General features: G+C 73.4%; 14 protein-coding genes and 1 riboswitch. Of the genes, 8 read left to right on the forward strand and 6 right to left on the reverse strand.

The window, feature by feature from the left end; all coding sequences use genetic code 11:
* The first annotated feature begins 1 nt into the window (after window position 1).
* From paaD to ACH9D3_RS06850, 4 genes are all read left to right on the forward strand, one after another.
* On the forward strand, window positions 2–550 hold the full coding sequence (paaD, locus tag ACH9D3_RS06835; RefSeq protein ID WP_396398754.1) for a 1,2-phenylacetyl-CoA epoxidase subunit PaaD: 549 nt from the start codon (window positions 2–4) through the stop codon (window positions 548–550).
* Window positions 550–1,710, forward strand: coding sequence for a 1,2-phenylacetyl-CoA epoxidase subunit PaaE (gene paaE, locus ACH9D3_RS06840; RefSeq protein ID WP_396410355.1), 1,161 nt, complete (start codon window positions 550–552; stop codon window positions 1,708–1,710). Before paaD ends, paaE begins: the two co-directional genes overlap by 1 nt.
* A 142-nt stretch (window positions 1,711–1,852) precedes the next feature.
* Window positions 1,853–2,629 carry an enoyl-CoA hydratase-related protein gene (locus ACH9D3_RS06845; protein WP_396410356.1) on the forward strand — a complete coding sequence of 259 codons (777 nt, stop codon included), beginning with the start codon at window positions 1,853–1,855 and terminating at the stop codon, window positions 2,627–2,629.
* Between the two features lie 245 nt (window positions 2,630–2,874).
* Window positions 2,875–4,857 (forward strand): M13-type metalloendopeptidase, encoded by a 1,983-nt coding sequence (locus ACH9D3_RS06850; RefSeq protein WP_396410357.1) that lies wholly within the window; start codon window positions 2,875–2,877, stop codon window positions 4,855–4,857.
* A gap of 75 nt (window positions 4,858–4,932) precedes the next feature.
* On the opposite strand, the gene ACH9D3_RS06855 is transcribed toward ACH9D3_RS06850, so the two are convergent.
* Window positions 4,933–6,468: a DUF2142 domain-containing protein gene (locus ACH9D3_RS06855; protein WP_396410358.1), complete on the reverse strand. Its 1,536-nt coding sequence runs from the start codon at window positions 6,466–6,468 to the stop codon at window positions 4,933–4,935.
* A gap of 4 nt (window positions 6,469–6,472) precedes the next feature.
* A complete protein-coding gene (locus tag ACH9D3_RS06860; protein ID WP_396410359.1) occupies window positions 6,473–7,279 on the reverse strand; it encodes a carbon-nitrogen hydrolase family protein in 807 nt (268 codons plus the stop codon).
* Window positions 7,280–7,390: 111 nt separating this feature from the next.
* On the opposite strand from ACH9D3_RS06860, the gene ACH9D3_RS06865 reads away from it, so the two are divergent.
* Both ACH9D3_RS06865 and ACH9D3_RS06870 read left to right on the forward strand, forming a co-directional pair.
* Entirely contained in the window at window positions 7,391–7,777 is a 387-nt protein-coding gene (locus ACH9D3_RS06865) for a YidH family protein (RefSeq protein ID WP_396398760.1), read from the forward strand.
* A gap of 1 nt (window position 7,778) precedes the next feature.
* On the forward strand, window positions 7,779–8,147 hold the full coding sequence (locus ACH9D3_RS06870; protein ID WP_396398761.1) for a DUF202 domain-containing protein: 369 nt from the start codon (window positions 7,779–7,781) through the stop codon (window positions 8,145–8,147).
* 93 nt (window positions 8,148–8,240) lie between these two features.
* Here ACH9D3_RS06870 and ACH9D3_RS06875 read toward each other — a convergent pair whose 3' ends face one another.
* From ACH9D3_RS06875 to ACH9D3_RS06890, 4 genes are all read right to left on the reverse strand, one after another.
* Entirely contained in the window at window positions 8,241–9,527 is a 1,287-nt protein-coding gene (locus ACH9D3_RS06875; RefSeq protein ID WP_396410360.1) for an adenylosuccinate synthase, read from the reverse strand.
* Between the two features lie 210 nt (window positions 9,528–9,737).
* A complete protein-coding gene (locus ACH9D3_RS06880; protein WP_396398763.1) occupies window positions 9,738–11,447 on the reverse strand; it encodes an FMN-binding glutamate synthase family protein in 1,710 nt (569 codons plus the stop codon).
* Between the two features lie 88 nt (window positions 11,448–11,535).
* On the reverse strand, window positions 11,536–12,030 hold the full coding sequence (locus ACH9D3_RS06885) for an SRPBCC family protein (protein ID WP_396398764.1): 495 nt from the start codon (window positions 12,028–12,030) through the stop codon (window positions 11,536–11,538).
* Between the two features lie 3 nt (window positions 12,031–12,033).
* Window positions 12,034–12,390 carry an ArsR/SmtB family transcription factor gene (locus ACH9D3_RS06890; protein ID WP_396398767.1) on the reverse strand — a complete coding sequence of 119 codons (357 nt, stop codon included), beginning with the start codon at window positions 12,388–12,390 and terminating at the stop codon, window positions 12,034–12,036.
* Between the two features lie 328 nt (window positions 12,391–12,718).
* Window positions 12,719–12,825: riboswitch (SAM riboswitch) on the forward strand.
* Window positions 12,826–12,895: 70 nt separating this feature from the next.
* Between ACH9D3_RS06890 and ACH9D3_RS06895 the strand changes: the two genes are divergently transcribed.
* The gene (locus tag ACH9D3_RS06895) at window positions 12,896–13,834 is read left to right on the forward strand and encodes a methylenetetrahydrofolate reductase (protein ID WP_396398765.1); all 939 of its coding nucleotides are present in this window, start codon (window positions 12,896–12,898) and stop codon (window positions 13,832–13,834) included.
* 56 nt (window positions 13,835–13,890) lie between these two features.
* Window positions 13,891–16,338 (forward strand): 5-methyltetrahydropteroyltriglutamate--homocysteine S-methyltransferase, encoded by a 2,448-nt coding sequence (gene metE, locus ACH9D3_RS06900; protein ID WP_396410361.1) that lies wholly within the window; start codon window positions 13,891–13,893, stop codon window positions 16,336–16,338.
* Window positions 16,339–16,363 lie beyond the last annotated feature (25 nt).

Consider the following 16,363-nt stretch of genomic DNA (forward strand, 5'->3'; position numbering starts at 1 on the left):
GATGACGACGATGACCGACTCCGAGCAGACGGGCACCACGGAGGTGACCGGCCGGGAGCTGCGCCCCCGCGACGAGGCCGCCGGCCGCGTCTGGGACGTCGCGGCCACGGTGAACGACCCGGAGATCCCCGTGCTCTCCATCGCCGACCTCGGCATCCTGCGGGACGCCCGGGTCGAGGACGGGCGCGCCGTCGTCGTCATCACCCCGACCTACTCCGGGTGCCCGGCGATGGAGACCATCACCACGGACGTCACCCGGGCGCTCGCCGCCGAGGGCTACGACGACGTGCGGGTGGACCTGGTGCTGCACCCGGCGTGGACCACGGACTGGATGAGCGACGACGGCAGGCGCAAGCTCGACGAGTACGGCATCGCCCCGCCCAGCGGCCGGGCCGCCGCCGGCCCCGTCCGGCTGGGGCTGACCGTCAAGTGCCCGCGCTGCCACTCGCTGAACACCCGCGAGATGACCCGCTTCGGGTCGACCGCCTGCAAGGCGCTCCACGTCTGCAACGAGTGCCTGGAACCCTTCGACTACTTCAAGGTGCACTGATGACCGAGATCACCGCCCCAGCCCGGCGCCGGGCCACGTTCAACACCCTCGAGGTCTCCCAGGTCCGCAAGCTGACCGCGGACTCGGTCGAGGTCGCCTTCGCGGTGCCCCCCGAGCTCGTGGACGACTACGACTACCTGCCGGGCCAGTACGTGGCGCTGCGCGCCCACATCGACGGGCAGGAGGTCCGCCGGTCCTACTCGATCTGTGCGGAGCCCGAGCCCGGCGAGATCCGGGTGGCGATCAAGCAGGACATCGGCGGGGTCTTCTCCACGTGGGCCAACGAGTCGCTGCAGGCCGGGGACACCCTCGACGTCATGAACCCGCAGGGCGCGTTCACCTCCAAGCTCGGCCTCACGAGCATGAACGACCCCGAGCGGCTCGCCGCGGAGGAGGTCGCGAAGAACGCCTCGGTCCACCTCGTGGCCTTCGCCGCGGGCTCCGGGATCACCCCGATCATGGCCATCGCCAAGGCCGTGCTGCGCGCCTCGGAGTCCTCCACGTTCGACCTCGTCTACGCCAACCGCTCCGCCATGGAGGTGATGTTCGCCGAGGACCTCGGGGACCTCAAGGACAAGTACCCGTCCCGCCTGGCGATCCACCACGTGCTCTCCCGCGAGCAGCGGATCAGCCCGCTGATGTCCGGGCGGATCGACGCCGACAAGCTCCAGGACATCCTGGACGAGGTCCTCCAGGTGGACCGGACCGACGAGTGGTTCCTGTGCGGTCCGTTCGAGCTCGTCCAGCTGTGCCGGGACACCCTCGCCGAGCGGGGGGTGCCGGAGGACAAGATCCGCTTCGAGCTGTTCAGCACCGGTCGCCCCGAGAACCCCCAGGGGCAGCAGGGCCGTGTGGTGCCGGCGGACCCCTCGGGCGAGAGCTACGACATCACGTTCACCCTGGACGGGCTCTCCAGCTCGGTCGAGTCCCCGAAGAACGCCCAGGAGACCGTCCTCAACGCCGCCCTGCGGGTCCGTCCGAACGTCCCGTTCGCCTGCGCGGGCGGGGTGTGCGGCACGTGCCGCGCGAAGATCGTCTCCGGGGAGTTCGAGATGGAGGAGAACTACGCCCTCGAGAAGGACGAGATCGAGAACGGCTACGTGCTCACCTGCCAGACCCGACCCACCGCCGAGGAGCTCGTCGTCGACTACGACGCCTGAGCCCCACGCCCCGGGGTCCGGCACCTGCGCGGTGCCGGGCCCCGGCCCGTCCGGCGCGGCCCGCAGCCCGGCCCCGGACGCCCTGCCGACCCCGGCACCGACCCGTGCCGGACCCCGTCCCCGATCTCCCCGAGGAGCAGCAGTGATCGACCTGACCATCGACGGATCCGTGGCGGAAGTGGTGCTGAACGCACCCGGGAGGATGAACGCCCTGGACGAGGCGGCGCTCGCCGAGCTCGGCGAGGCCTACGCCGAGGCCGGGCGGGCCGGTGTCCGGGCCCTCGTGCTGCGCGGCGAGGGCCGCGGCTTCTGCGCCGGGCGGGACATCTCCGCCGTGGACCCCGCGACCGACGACGCCCACGGCTACCTCGCCGGGAAGGTCACCCCCCTCCTGCGGGCGATGACCCGCTTCCCCGCCCCGACGTTCGCGGCCGTGCAGGGCCCCTGCCTGGGCGTGGGGCTCGGCCTGGCGATCGCCACGGACGTGGTCTACGTCGCCGACAGCGCGAAGATCGGGTCCCCGTTCGCGAACCTGGGCGCGACCCTCGACTCCGGCGGGCACGCCCTGTTCACGGAACGGCTCGGCGCCCACCGGACCCTCGACCTCATCTACACGGCCGAGCTGATGAGCGGCCAGGAGGCCGTGCGCTCGGGGCTGTTCAGCCGCTCGGTGCCCGCCGAGGAGCTGCTCGAGCTCACCCGGGAGAAGGCCGCGGCCGTGGCCGAGGGCGCGACCGGCGCCTTCCTCGCCTCCCGCGAGCTCGTGGCGCAGATCCGGGACGAGCGCCTGGGGCTGTGGGAGTCGGTGGACCACGAGAACCGGGTGCAGGGCGAGCTGTGCCGCAGCGCCGACTACGCCGAGGGCTTCGCCGCGTTCCAGCAGAAGCGCCCGCCGCGGTTCACCGGCACCCCGCGCTGAGCCCGGGACGCCGGGACGCCCCGCCGGGTCCGGGACGCCCTGCCGGGTCCGGGACGCCCTGCCGGGTCCGGGACGCCCTGCTGGGCCGGGGACACCGGCGCGCAGACGCGTCCGGGCGCGCGCCGGCACGCGGCCCCGGCGCCCCCCGCGCCCCCCGGCACCTCGCCCCGGGGGCGGGGCGCCGGGGCGTTAAGCGGTCGGGGAACAGCCCGTCCGCGCGGCTGCACGCCGGTTAGCGTGTGGGCATGACATCTACGGTGACCTCTTCGGTGTTCGACCTCTCCGGCTTCGACCGCTCCGTCCGCCCGCAGGACGACCTCTACCGCCACGTCAACGGCACATGGCTGCGCCGGACCGAGATCCCCGACGACAAGCCGTCCGTGGGCGCGTTCATCGAGCTCCGGGACCAGGCGGAGGCCGCCGTGCGGGAGCTCATCACCCGGGCGCGGGCCGGGGACCCGGAGGCGATCGAGTCCAAGATCGCGAACCTCTACGCGTCCTTCATGGACGAGGAGCGGATCGAGGCGGCGGGCGCGCAGCCGCTGGCCCCGGACCTCGCCGAGATCGACGCGGTGGCGGACGTCCCCGGGCTGGTGCGCCACCTGGGCCGGATGATCCGCCGCGGCGCGGGCGGGCTCGTCGACGTGGACGTGGACGCCGACCCGGGCGACCCCGAGCGCCAGCTCGTGTTCGTGGGGCAGTCGGGGCTGGGCCTGCCCGACGAGGAGTACTACCGGGACGACCAGCACGCCGCGATCCGGGGGAAGTACCTGGAGCACGTGCGGACCATGCTGTCCCTGGCCGGGGTCGAGGAGGCCGAGGAGCAGGCCCGCGCGGTCGTGGAGCTCGAGACGCGGATCGCCGCCCACCACTGGGACAAGGTCTCGGTCCGCGACCTCACCAGGATGTACAACCCCATGGACTTCGAGGAGCTCGCGGCCTCCACCGAGGTGCTCGACTGGAGGATCCTGGCGGAGGGCGCGGAGCTGCCCGTCTCGGCGCTGCGCACCGTGGTCAACGCCCAGCCGTCCTTCTTCACCGGCGTCGAGGGACTGCTCGTCGACGAGCTGCTGCCGGCGTGGCGGGCCTGGGCCCGCTGGCACCTGGTCTCCGCCCGGGCGTCCTACCTCTCCACGGCGTTCGTGGCGGAGGACTTCGCGTTCTACGGCACCGTCATCTCGGGGACCCCCCGGCTCAAGGACCGCTGGAAGCGCGGGGTCGAGCTGGTCAACGGGGTGCTCGGCGAGGCCGTGGGCGAGCTCTACGTCGCGGCGCACTTCTCCCCGACCGCCAAGGAGCGGATGGACGAGCTGGTGGCGAACCTCCTGGAGGCCTACCGCGTCTCGATCACCGAGCTGGACTGGATGACGGAGGAGACCCGCCAGGAGGCGCTGAAGAAGCTCTCCCAGTTCACCCCCAAGATCGGCTACCCGGAGCAGTGGAAGGACTACTCCTCCCTGCGGATCGGCGGCGACGACCTCGTGGGCAACCGCATCCGGACCACGGAGTTCCGGCTCGCCGAGCTCGTCCGCAAGGCCGGCCGGCCGGTGGAGAAGCACGAGTGGCTGATGACCCCGCAGACGGTCAACGCCTACTACCACCCCCTGCGCAACGAGATCGTCTTCCCGGCCGCGATCCTCCAGCCCCCGTTCTTCGACGAGGACGCCGACGACGCCGTGAACTACGGCGCGATCGGCTCCGTGATCGGCCACGAGATCGGGCACGGCTTCGACGACAAGGGCTCGACGTGCGACGGCGACGGCCGGCTGCGCAACTGGTGGACCGACGCCGACCGCCGGGCCTTCGAGGAGCGCACCGCGGAGCTGGTGCGCCAGTACGACCGCCTGGTCCCGGAGCAGCTGCAGGACGAGGGGACGCACCTCAACGGCGAACTCACCCTCGGGGAGAACATCGGGGACCTGGGCGGTCTCACGATCGCCCACCGGGCGTGGCGGATGTCCCGGGAGACCGGCAGCGCCTTCGGTGCGGGGGAGCTGGTCGACGGCTACAGCCCCGAGCAGCGGCTCTTCCTGTCCTGGGCGTACGTGTGGCAGCAGAAGTCCCGTGACGAGGCCCTGCGCCACCGCATCGCCACGGACCCGCACTCCCCCAACGAGTTCCGGGCGAACCAGGTGGTGCGCAACGTCCCCGCCTTCTACGAGGCGTTCGGGGTCGTGGAGTCGGACGCGCTGTGGCTGCCCGAGGTGGAGCGCGTCCGCATCTGGTGAGCCGTGGGGGCCGGGCCGCCGCGCCGCGTCGGAGCGGCCCGGCAGCCGCGGGACCCCCGCGCGGCCGGAGGCCGGTCAGGGCAGCGGATAGTGGCCCGGGATGTGCACCTGGGTCGCGTAGCCGGCCACGGCCAGCGCGGCCGAGACCGGGACCAGCACGAGGACGGTGGTGTCCACCCTGCGCAGGGCCGCCGGTGCGGCGGGCAGACGGGCGGAGACCACCGGGAGCAGCGTCCCCGCGAGCAGCAGGGCCAGGGGGACGAAGTACCGGCCCTGCACCCCGTTGACGACCCCGGACTGCACGGGGGCGAAGCTCAGGTACAGCGTCCCGAAGACGGCCGCGACGTTGAGCAGCAGCACGGCGGCGAGACCCGCCGTGACCCGTCGCGGGACCGCGGCCCGGGGGGAGTGGAGGAACGCGGCGCCCAGCGCCACGAACCAGCACACCGCGCCCACGAACGGTCCGTTCACGTTCTCGCCGCGCCCGTAGCCCATCTGGCCGACGAAGCTCGCGGCATAGGTCCAGTCCAGGGTCAGGACGGTCCGCAGCGCCACGCCCAGGACGGCCACCGGCTCCCCGAGCACGAAGGCCAGCTGGTCACCGGGCCGGACGGTGTGCCGCTCCTCCGGGCCGCGGAGCAGGCCCATCGCCTCGGTCGTCCCCGCGGACAGCGCCGTCCACCACGCGAAGGCCGCGAGGGTCACCAGCAGGCACCCGCCGAGCAGCAGGGCCGCCCGGACCGGCCGGCCGTCGGCCCGGCGCGGCAGCGGGTACGCGCGCAGCGGGACGACGAGCAGCAGCAGCGACAGGATCACGTAGGTGGGCTTCATCAGCGGCAGGGCGACCGCGCTCGCGAGCAGCACCGCCAGCCCGGTGCGGGAGAGCGGCTCCCGGGACCGGTCCAGCACCGTGGCGCGCAGCACGAGCGCGGTGAACGTGAAGGCGACGGCGTTGGTGACCGAGTCCGCCGAGATCACCGCCGACTGGTAGAGGGCGGTGGGCAGCAGCGCCACGCAGAAGCCCACCCAGAGGAACCGGGTCCGCCGCAGGGCCCACAAGCCGGCCGCCGCCACCGCCGTGTACGACACGACCTGCAGCATCCGCATGAGGACCCACGTCCCGCCGACGCCGAGGTCCGCCGCGGCTCCGAGCCGCGCGCCGAGGGCCGCGGGCAGGTAGGGGACGGGCGAGTACGCGGCCGTGTTCGGGAACCAGGCCGTCGCCGACTCCCCGGCCAGGGGCTCGGCGAGCGCCTCGCGGCGCGCCTCGGACGGGACGAACAACGGGTCCGAGCGGTGCTCCGTGGACCTCGGCGGGCCCTGGAACTCGCGGATGAAGTCCGTCGCGGCGGCGGGGGAGGATCCCCCGTACACGGGGTACGGTCCGTCGTCCGGGAGCCGATCGGGGGCGAACCCGCCCTCGGACACCTGGTGGGCGCGGTGGAAGTGGGAGCCCTCGTCCGGACCCCAGGCCACGGGCACCAGCACGGCGAAGACGGTCCCGAACAGCAGGGACAGCCCGGCGAACAGCGCGACCACGGTGCGGGGACGGTCGATGGGCCCCACCACGTCCCCGGGCGCGCGGTCCGCGGCCGGGAGCGCCGTGCCCATCGGCTCAGTCCTCGTCGGCGGGCAGCAGCTCCGCGGGTCCGAACCGGCGGTTCGCGAGCACGGGCACGGTCTGCCGGACCTGCTCGATCCGCTCGCGCGTGACCTCGGCGCGCAGCACGGTCTCGTCCTCCCCCGCCTCGGCGACGACCACGCCGAGCGGGTCGAGGACGGCGGACCGCCCGACCGTGTGCTCGGAGCAGGTGTCCGCGGCCACGACCCAGACGGTGTTCTCGATCGCGCGGGCCTTGAGCAGCGCCTGCCAGTGGTCCACCTTGTGCTCGCCGGCGAACCAGGCGGCGGGCACGGTGAGCAGCTCCGCCCCGGCGTCGACGACGGCCCGGCAGATCTCCGGGAAGCGCAGGTCGTAGCAGGTGATCATGCCGACGCCCAGGTCGCCGATCCGCACCACGGCGACGCCCTTGTCCCCCGGGCGGATCCGGTCGGACTCCCGGTGGCTGAAGGCGTCGTAGAGGTGGAGCTTGCGGTAGGTGCCGAGGATCGCGCCCTGCGCGTCCACGGCCACGAGCGTGTTGTAGGGGCGGCCGTCGGCGGAGCCCTCGTAGCCGCCCGCGATCACGGCGGCACCGGTCTGCGCCGCCAGGAAGGAGAGCTGCTGGACGAACCCGGACCAGCCGCGCAGGACCAGCTCCTCGAAGTCCTCCCCGATGAGCCGCTCGGAGAACATGGCCTCCTCCGGGAACACCACCAGCTGCGCGCCGCCGGCCGCGGCCTCCTCGGCCAGCCGGCGCATGGTCCGCAGGTTCTCGGCCGTGTCCGCGGTGGGTGCGAACTGTCCGACGGCGATCTTCACGGGTGCTCTCCTCGGGGGTCGCGGGTGGAGCTCCCACTGTATCCGCCGCCGTCCGTGGCCGGACCCCGTGGCAGGATGGGGGCCGACACGACCGCGGACGAAGGGCAGGCGATGGGCGAGGAGCCGGAGACCCCGGGACGACGCCGGCTGACCGAGCGCGTGCTCGGCGGCGGGGAGGACCCCGACCCCCGGTTCACCCTGGCCAACGAGCGCACGTTCCTCGCCTGGATCCGGACCGCGCTCGCGTTCCTGGCCGGCGGGATCGCCATCGAGGCGTTCACCGCCGACCTCTTCGACGAGGGGATCCGGAAGTTCCTCGCGATCGTCCTGCTCCTGCTGAGCATGCTCGTCAGCGCGGGCGCCACGTTCCGCTGGATCGGGGTGGAGCGGAGCATGCGGCGCCAGGCCCCGCTGCCCCTGCCCCTGATCGCGCCGGTGCTCGCGGTGGGCGGGGCGATCGCGGCGGGCGTGCTCGTCGTCGTCGTCCTCCAGGGCTGAGATGCCGCGCCCGCAGATCCGCCGCCCTCCGGGACCCCCGGATCCTCCGCGGCCGCCGCACCGGGACCCCGGGCTGCAGCCGGAGCGGACGACCATGGCCTGGGGCCGGACCCTGATGTCCTTCGTGGTGGTCTCGGCGGTGTTCCTGCGCTGGCTGCCGCAGCACGGCCCGTTCGTGCTGGTGCTCTTCGGCGTGGCGGTGCTCACCGCGGGGGCCATCTACCTCACGCAGCGACCCCGCTACGTCCGCAGCGCCCGCGGGATCGTCGAGGAGCGCACGGCCCCCGAGGCCGGCGCGGTGCTGGCCACCTCGGTGGCCGTGCTGGCCCTCGGCGGCCTCGGCATCTGGGTGGTGCTGGTGCTGGTCTGAGCCCCTCCTCCCGGGCCGCCGCCCCGAGAACGCAGGTGCGGGCGGCCGGGGGCGCGCCGGGACGCGCGCCCCCGCGGGAGCGGGAAGGGCGGGTCAGTCGATGAGGTCGCGCACCACGATGGTGTCGTCGCGGTCCGGGCCCACGCCGATCGCGGACATCCGGGTCCCGCTCATCGACTCGAGCGCCTCGACGTAGGCCCGGGCGTTCGCCGGGAGGTCTGCGAGGGTGCGGCAGCCGGTGATGTCCTCGGTCCAGCCGTCGAAGTGCTCGAGGATCGGCCGGGCGTGGTGGAACTCGGTCTGGGTCATCGGCATCTCGTCGTGCCGGACGCCGTCGACGTCGTAGGCCACGCAGACCGGGATCCGCTCGATCCCGGTGAGGACGTCGAGCTTGGTGAGGAAGTAGTCGGTGAAGCCGTTGATCCGCGAGGCGTGGCGGGCCATCACGGCGTCGTACCAGCCGGTGCGGCGGGGACGGCCGGTGTTGACACCGAACTCGCCGCCGGTGGTGCGCAGCTGCTCGCCCATCTCGTCGAACAGCTCGGTGGGGAACGGCCCGGCGCCCACGCGCGTGGTGTAGGCCTTGATGATGCCGATCGCGCGGGTGATGCGGGTCGGGCCGATCCCGGAGCCCACGGACGCGCCGCCGGCCGTGGGGTTGGAGGACGTCACGAACGGGTAGGTGCCGTGGTCGACGTCGAGGAACGTCGCCTGGCCGCCCTCCATGAGGACCACCTTGCCCTCGTCGAGGGCCTGGTTGAGCAGGTAGGTCGAGTCCACGATCATGGGGGCGAGCCGGTCCGCGTAGTCCAGGAAGTACTCGACGACCTCGTCGACCTCGATGCCGCGCCGGTTGTAGAGCTTCACCAGCAGCTCGTTCTTCTGCCGCAGCGCGCCCTCGATCTTCTGCCGCAGGATCGACTCGTCCAGGACGTCCTGCACGCGGATGCCGAGCCGGCCGACCTTGTCCATGTACGTGGGACCGATGCCGCGGCCGGTCGTGCCGATCGCCCGCTTGCCGAGGAAGCGCTCGCTGACCTGGTCCATCGTCTGGTGGTACGGGGCCACGAGGTGCGCGTTCGCGGAGATCTGCAACCGGGAGGTGTCGGCGCCGCGGGCCTCGAGACCGTCGATCTCCTCGAAGAGGGCCTGGGGGTTGACGACGACGCCGTTGCCGATCACGGGGACGGCGTTGGGGCTCAGGATGCCCGCCGGCAGGAGCTTGAGCTCGAACTTGTCGCCGCCCACCACCACGGTGTGCCCGGCGTTGTTGCCGCCGTTGGGCTTGACCACGTAGTCCACGCGGCCCCCGAGCAGGTCGGTGGCCTTGCCCTTGCCCTCGTCGCCCCACTGGGCGCCGACGATCACGATTGCTGGCATTGAACGACTCTCCTGCCTGGATGACGCGGGACTTTCCCCGCGGGGCCCGGCGGAGGTGCATCCCGGCCGGGCACGACAACGCCCCTGCGTCGGCCCGCTCCCGCCCGCACGCCCGAGGCGGCGCGGCGCCGGCAGGAAAGGACCCAGGGGCTCGTACCGTGCAAGTCTAGCGGCCCGTGACCCGGGGCACGCGTCGGGGCGCGGCAGCGCTCAGGAGTCCTCGCCCGGGTCCCCCTCGGGGCGGCCCGCGGCGCCGGAGTCCGGCGCCGCGCCCGGGCGGTCGGGGTGGACGACGGCCGGGTCGTCGCGCCGCTCGATCTTGCCGGGCCCCGGGCGGTAGAGGCCGAAGTGGTCGGGATCGGCCAGCTCCCAGTCGTCGGCCCAGGTTCGCGGCGGCGCGGTGAGCAGCTCGCCGGGTTCCATCCAGTTGTAGATGTGGGCGTAGGAGCGGGTGGTCAGGTGGTCGACGCGCCGCCGGAGCATCTGCGGCGAGAGCTGCCGCATGTCGCTGCACCCCATCGAGGACATGATCTGCACCGCCTCGCGGACCGTGGCCCTGTGGTAGTTGTGCACCCGGTCCCCCTTGTCCTCCACGTGCAGGGCGCGCATCAGCCGCTTGTCCTGGGTGGCCACGCCCACGGGGCACGTGTTGGTGTGGCACTTCTGCGCCTGGATGCATCCGGTGGCCATCATCATGGCGCGGGCGCTCATCGTGAAGTCCGCGCCCTGGATCATCCGCTTCACGATGTCGGATCCGGAGGCGACCTTGCCCGCCGCACCCAGCTTGATCGGGGGGCGCAGCCCGACGCCGACCAGGGCGTTGTTCATCAGCATCAGGCCCTCGGTCAGGGGCGTTCCCACGTGGTCCTGGTACTCCAGCGGCGCCGCCCCGGTGCCGCCCTCGTTGCCGTCCACGATGATGTAGTCCGGGGCGACGTCCTCCTCGAGCATGGCCTTGCACATGGCCAGCACGTCCACGCGGGACCCGACGCACAGCTTGAAGCCGATGGGCTTGCCACCGGAGAGCTCCCGCAGCCGGCCGATGAAGCGCACCAGCTCCCGCGGGGTGGTGAACGCCGAGTGGCTGGCCGGGGAGATGCAGGTCACCCCCTCGGGGACCCCGCGGGCGCGGGCGATGTCGGCGGTCACCTTGGGCCCGGGCAGCACGCCCCCCAGACCCGGCTTGGCCCCCTGTGAGAGCTTGATCGTGACGGCCTTGACCTCGGGCAGACGGGACTTCTCCCGGAAGGCCTCCGGATCGAAGTCGCCCTCGGCGTCCCGGGTGCCGAAGTACCCCGACCCGATCTCCCAGACCAGGTCCGCGCCGTACTCGCGGTGGAACTCCGTCAGTCCGCCCTCGCCGGTCTCCTGGGCGAAACCGCCCAGGGCCGCGCCCTTGTTCATCGCCAGGACCGCGTTCTTCGACAGCGAGCCGAAGCTCATGGAGGAGATGTTCAGCAGGGACATCTCGTACGGCTGCGTGCAGCCGGGTCCGCCGAGCCGGACCCGCGGGGCCTCCTCCGGGGGCGGCACCGGCGCGGTGGAGTGCAGGAGGTACTCGTAGCCCATCCGGTTCACCTCGCGCTCGGTGCCGAAGGCCTTGTCCCCCATGGTGCCCTTGGCCCGGGCGTAGACCAGGGACCGCGTGTCGCGGTCGAAGGGCTTGCCGTCGAAGTTGCGCTCGATGAAGTACTGCTGGATCTCCGGGCGGATGGACTCCAGGAAGAAGCGCATGTGCCCCAGGATCGGGTAGTTGCGCAGGATCGAGTGCTTCGTCTGGACGACGTCCCACACCCCGACCACCAGCAGCACGAGGACCACCGGGACGAGGAGCCACCAGCCGTTGGACCCGAGGGAGGCGGCCAGGACCAGGAGCAGCGTCAGCACCAGGAGGAGCGCCAGCACCAGGAATCGCATCATGGGTCCGATCGTAGCCGCGCACCGCGTGGCGCACGTCACACCCGGCCGATGTCGTCACGCCCGTCGACCGGGGTCGCGGGGTCCGCGGTCAGGTCCCGTCCCGTGCGGGCCGCCGGGAGAGCAGCTCCTCGAGCCGCTCGTAGCCGTCGGCCATCCCGCTCTCCATGCCGGAGGCGGCCATGCCGTCCCGGGCCTCCTGGGAGGGGTGGACGACGTGGCCCCGCAGCCGGCAGCGGCCGTCCGCGAGCTCGTCGAAGCGGAGGAACTCCAGACTGACCACGTCCGGGTAGCCCCCGAACTCGAAGGTCTGCACGACCAGCTCGTTCTCGCGGACCGTGTGCAGCACGCCCCGGAAGGCGTAGGTGACGCCGTCCGGGCCGGTGTGGTGGTACTCGTAGGCCCCGCCGGACCGGAAGTCGTAGGAGGAGACGTCGATGTTCGTGCCGCGGGGACCGAGCCACTCCCGCAGCAGGGCGGGGTCCGCGTGGGCGCGGAAGACCTCCGCGACCGGGTGGTCGAGCTCGCGCTCGTAGTCGATGTAGGGAAGTCCGTCGGGGACGGTCAGGTGCAGAGGATGTCCCATGGTTCAGTCCTGGGTGTGCTCGCCGCGGTCTGCGGCTCGGGTGTCGAGCACGGCGTCGAGGCGGCGGAACTGCTCCTCCCGGACCAGCCGGTACCGGTCGATCCAGGCGGTGAGCGCCTCCAGCCGTGCGGGGTCCAGGTGGACGGGCCGGCGCTGGGCGTCACGGGTGCGCGTGACGAGCTGCGCCTGCTCGAGGACCTGGATGTGCTTCGAGACCGCCTGCTTGGTGATCGCGAAGGGTTCCGCCAGTTCGGTGACCGTGGCCGGGCCGCGGCTGAGCCGGGCGACGATGCGGCGGCGGACCGGGTCGGCGAGAGCCAGGAAGGCCCTGTCGAGGAGGTCGTCGTCGCCGGGGTCCACGGTGTTTGTCAACTGATTCCTTGATCAACCTGTTGGTTGTCCAAGACTAGATCGCCGGCACGGGCACGGCAAGGGCCGAGACCGGATCGTGACGGGGCAGGCGTCCCCGCCGGTCTGCGGCGGGCTCGCCGTGGACCGCCCCGCGGGACCCCGCCGTCCGTGCTGCGCCGCGTGCCGTGCGCCCGTGCTGCGCCGTGGCGTGCGGCTCGTGCGTCGCCGTGCGTCCGTGTTGCGCCATGTGACGCGGTGGTCGTCACAGTCGGGGCGTCGGCGTCTTCTGCGCGCCCGGACTTGGCCTCGCGGCGGGCAGCCGCTGGAATGGGTCCTGCATCTATCCAGAGCGGCCGAGAGACCTGGCTCGTCGACGCCGCAGCAACCATCCGCGCACCCCGCCACGGGGACGCGGAACGGTGCTCCCGCCAGGACCGATGGAGCTGTCGCTTCCCCCCGGGTCCGCCCCGGGAGGGTTGCCGCCCTCCCTCGGGGTGACCCTTGGAGGAAGAACGTGACACCACGCCCGATCGCCCGGCCGGCGCCGCCGTCCCTGTCCTACGAGCTGTACCCGCCCCGCAGCGCGGCCAGCGCCGACACGCTGCTGCGGACCATCGAGGAGCTCGAGCCGACCCGCCCCGACCACGTCGCGGTGACCTACAGCGGGGACGAGCAGCGCCGGGACAGCTCCCTCGCCCTGCTCGACCACCTCCTGGCCCGCACCTGCCTGCGGCCGCTGGCGCACCTCACCTGCGTCGGCAGCACGCGGGCCGAGCTGGAGGACACCGTGGACACCCTGGTCCGGCGCGGCGTCCGGGGCGTCCTGGCCCTGCGCGGCGACCTGGACCCGGGGGCCGAGCCCGGCGAGCTCCCGAACGCCGGCGACCTCGTGGAGCTCGTGCGCGAGGTCGAGCAGCGCCACGGCGCGGCCCTGGCGGCCGGCCGGCTCGCCGTGGGCGTCGCCGCGTACCCGTCCCGGCACCCGGAGTCCCCGTCGTTCCGGCACGACATCGAGGTGCTGCTCGCCAAGCAGCGCGCGGGGGCGGACTTCGCGATCACCCAGGTCTACTTCCGCCCGCAGCGCTACGAGCGCCTGGTCGCGGCGGCGCGGGCGGCCGGGGTGAGCATCCCGATCGTCCCGGGGATCATGCCGGTCACCGACCCGCGGCGGCTGCGCACCCTGTGCCGTCTGGCCGGCCTGGCGCCCCACCCCGGATTGGCCGCCGCGCTCGAGGACGCACCCGGGCCCGCCGAGCGGCACCGCGCGGGCGTGGCCTTCGCGGCCCGGCTCGCCCGCGCGGCCCTGGACGCCGGCGCGCCCGGGCTGCACCTCTACACCTTCAACGAGCACCGGGCCGCGCTCGACCTGCTCGAGCGCGTGGACCTGCCCCGCGTCCCGCACGTTCCCGTCCCGCTCGACGACCTGCTCGACGACCTGCTGCTCCCCGCCTGAGCACGCAGGTCCCCACCGTTCCGCACGACCCCACGCCACCTTCTCAGGAGACCACCGTGAGCACCCAGCAGACCACGTTCCCCATCGCCGTTCCGCCCGCCGTTCCGTCCGCCTTTCCGTCCGCCACCATCACCGGCTACCCCCGGATCGGCCGCCGCCGCGAGCTCAAGAAGGCCCTCGAGGCCTACTGGGCCGGGCGCTCGGGCCGCGACGCGCTCGAGTCGGCCGCCGCCGAGCTGCAGCTGGCCACCTACCGCCGGCTCGTGGAGCTCGGCCTCGGCGCGCAGGACTCGTCCCTGCCGGCGGCGTTCCCCCTCTACGACCAGGTGCTGGACACCACCGTGGCCCTCGGCGCGGTCCCGTCCCGCTTCGCCGACCTCGCGGACCCCGACGGCCGCCTCGACCTCGACGCGAGCTTCGTGCTGGCCCGCGGCGACGCCGGGCGCGCTCCCCTCGAGCTGACCAAGTGGTTCGACACCAACTACCACTACCTGGTCCCCGAGATCGGCCCGGGCACCCCGTTCCGCGCCACCGCCGACCGGCTCGTGGCCGACGTCCGCCGCGCCGCCGCGCACGGCTTCACCGTCCGCCCGGTCCTCGTGGGCCCGGTGTCCTTCCTCCTCCTGGCCAAGGCCGACGACGACGCCCCCGCCGGCTTCGACCCGCTGCAGCGGCTCCCCGACCTGCTCCCGGTGTACGCGCAGCTGTTGCGGGACCTCGCCGCGGCCGGCGCGGACTGGGTGCAGCTCGAGGAGCCGGCCCTCGTGGCGGACCAGCACGTGCCCACCGAGGAGCTCGCCCCGTCCGTGTGGGACGCCTACACGACGCTGACCGCCGTGACCGGGCGCCCGCAGCTGTTCGTGACCACCTCCTACGGCTCCCCCGGGCCGCTGCTGCACCCCCTGGCCTGCTCCGGCGTGGAGGCGCTGCACCTCGACCTCGTCGAGGGCGCGGCCCCGACGACCGAGGAGCTGGAGTTCTTCCAGGGCGAGGACTCCGCCGTGCTCGTGGCCGGGGCCGTGGACGGGCACAACGTGTGGCGGGCCGATCTGGGCGGCCGGCTCGCCCGGCTCGGGGAGCTGGCCAGCGGGGGCGCCCGGGTGTCCGTGGCCAGCTCGACCTCGCTGTTCCACGTCCCGCACGACGTCGCCGAGGAGACCGGGCTGGACCCGCTGCTGCGCAGCTGGCTCGCGTTCGCGGACCAGAAGGTCGGCGAGGTCGTCACCCTCGCCCGCGGCCTCGCCGACGGCGAGGAGTCGGTCGCCGGGCAGCTGGCCGAGGCGGCCGAGGCCCGTCGCACCCGCGAGGGGGCGGCGGGGGTCCGCGACGCGGCCGTCCGGGGGCGCGCGGCGTCGCTGAGCGCCGCGGAGATCGGACGGTCCCCGGCGGAGGTCCGCCGGATCGCGCAGGAGGGCCGGTCCTTCACGGCGTCGGGCCCGCTCCCCCCGCTGCCCACCACCACGATCGGCTCGTTCCCGCAGACCCCCGAGGTCCGTGCCGCCCGCGCCCGGCACCGGGCCGGACGCCTTCCGGACGCCCGGTACGACGAGTTCCTGCGCGAGGAGATCGAGCGGGTCGTGCGGCTGCAGGAGGAGCTGGGCCTGGACGTGCTGGTGCACGGCGAGCCCGAGCGCAACGACATGGTCCAGTACTTCGCCGAGCACCTCGACGGCTTCGCGACCACCGTCCACGGCTGGGTGCAGTCCTACGGCTCCCGCTGCACCCGCCCGTCGATCCTGTGGGGCGACGTCAGCCGGGAAGGCGAGGGCCTGCGCGGCGAGGCGTTCACGGTGCCGTGGATCGGCCACGCCCAGTCCCTCACCGACCGGCCGGTCAAGGGCATGCTGACCGGACCGGTGACGATCCTCGCGTGGTCCTTCGTGCGCGACGACCAGCCGCTCGGGGAGACGGCGAACCAGGTGGCGCTCGCGCTGCGGGACGAGGTCGCGGACCTCGAGGCCGCCGGGATCGGGATCATCCAGGTGGACGAGCCGGCGCTGCGGGAGCTCCTGCCCCTGCGGCGGGCCGACCAGCAGGCCTACCTCGACTGGTCGGTGGACGCGTTCCGCCTGGCCACCTCGGGGGTGCGGGACGGGACCCAGATCCACACCCACCTGTGCTACTCGGAGTTCGGCGAGGTGGTCGGCGCGATCGACGGCCTGGACGCCGACGTCACGAGCATCGAGGCGGCCCGGTCCCGGATGGAGGTGCTCACCGACCTCGAGGCCGCCGGCTTCTCCCGGGGCATCGGCCCGGGCGTGTGGGACATCCACTCCCCGCGCGTGCCCTCCCGGGAGGAGGTCGAGCAGCTGCTCGAGCGGGCCCTCGAGCACGTCCCGGCGCGGACCCTGTGGGTCAACCCGGACTGCGGCCTGAAGACCCGCGGCTACGAGGAGACGAAGGCGTCGCTGGAGCACCTCGTGGCGGCGGCCCGGACCGTCCGCGAACGCGTGGTCCAGCCGGCGGGCCGGCCGCTGATCGTCCAGCACGGCACGCGCGGCTGACCCCGGGCACACCGTTCGACCCGCG

The sequence above is a fragment of the Kocuria kalidii genome, assembly GCF_044462225.1.
Classification (GTDB): Bacteria; Actinomycetota; Actinomycetes; order Actinomycetales; family Micrococcaceae; genus Kocuria; species Kocuria kalidii.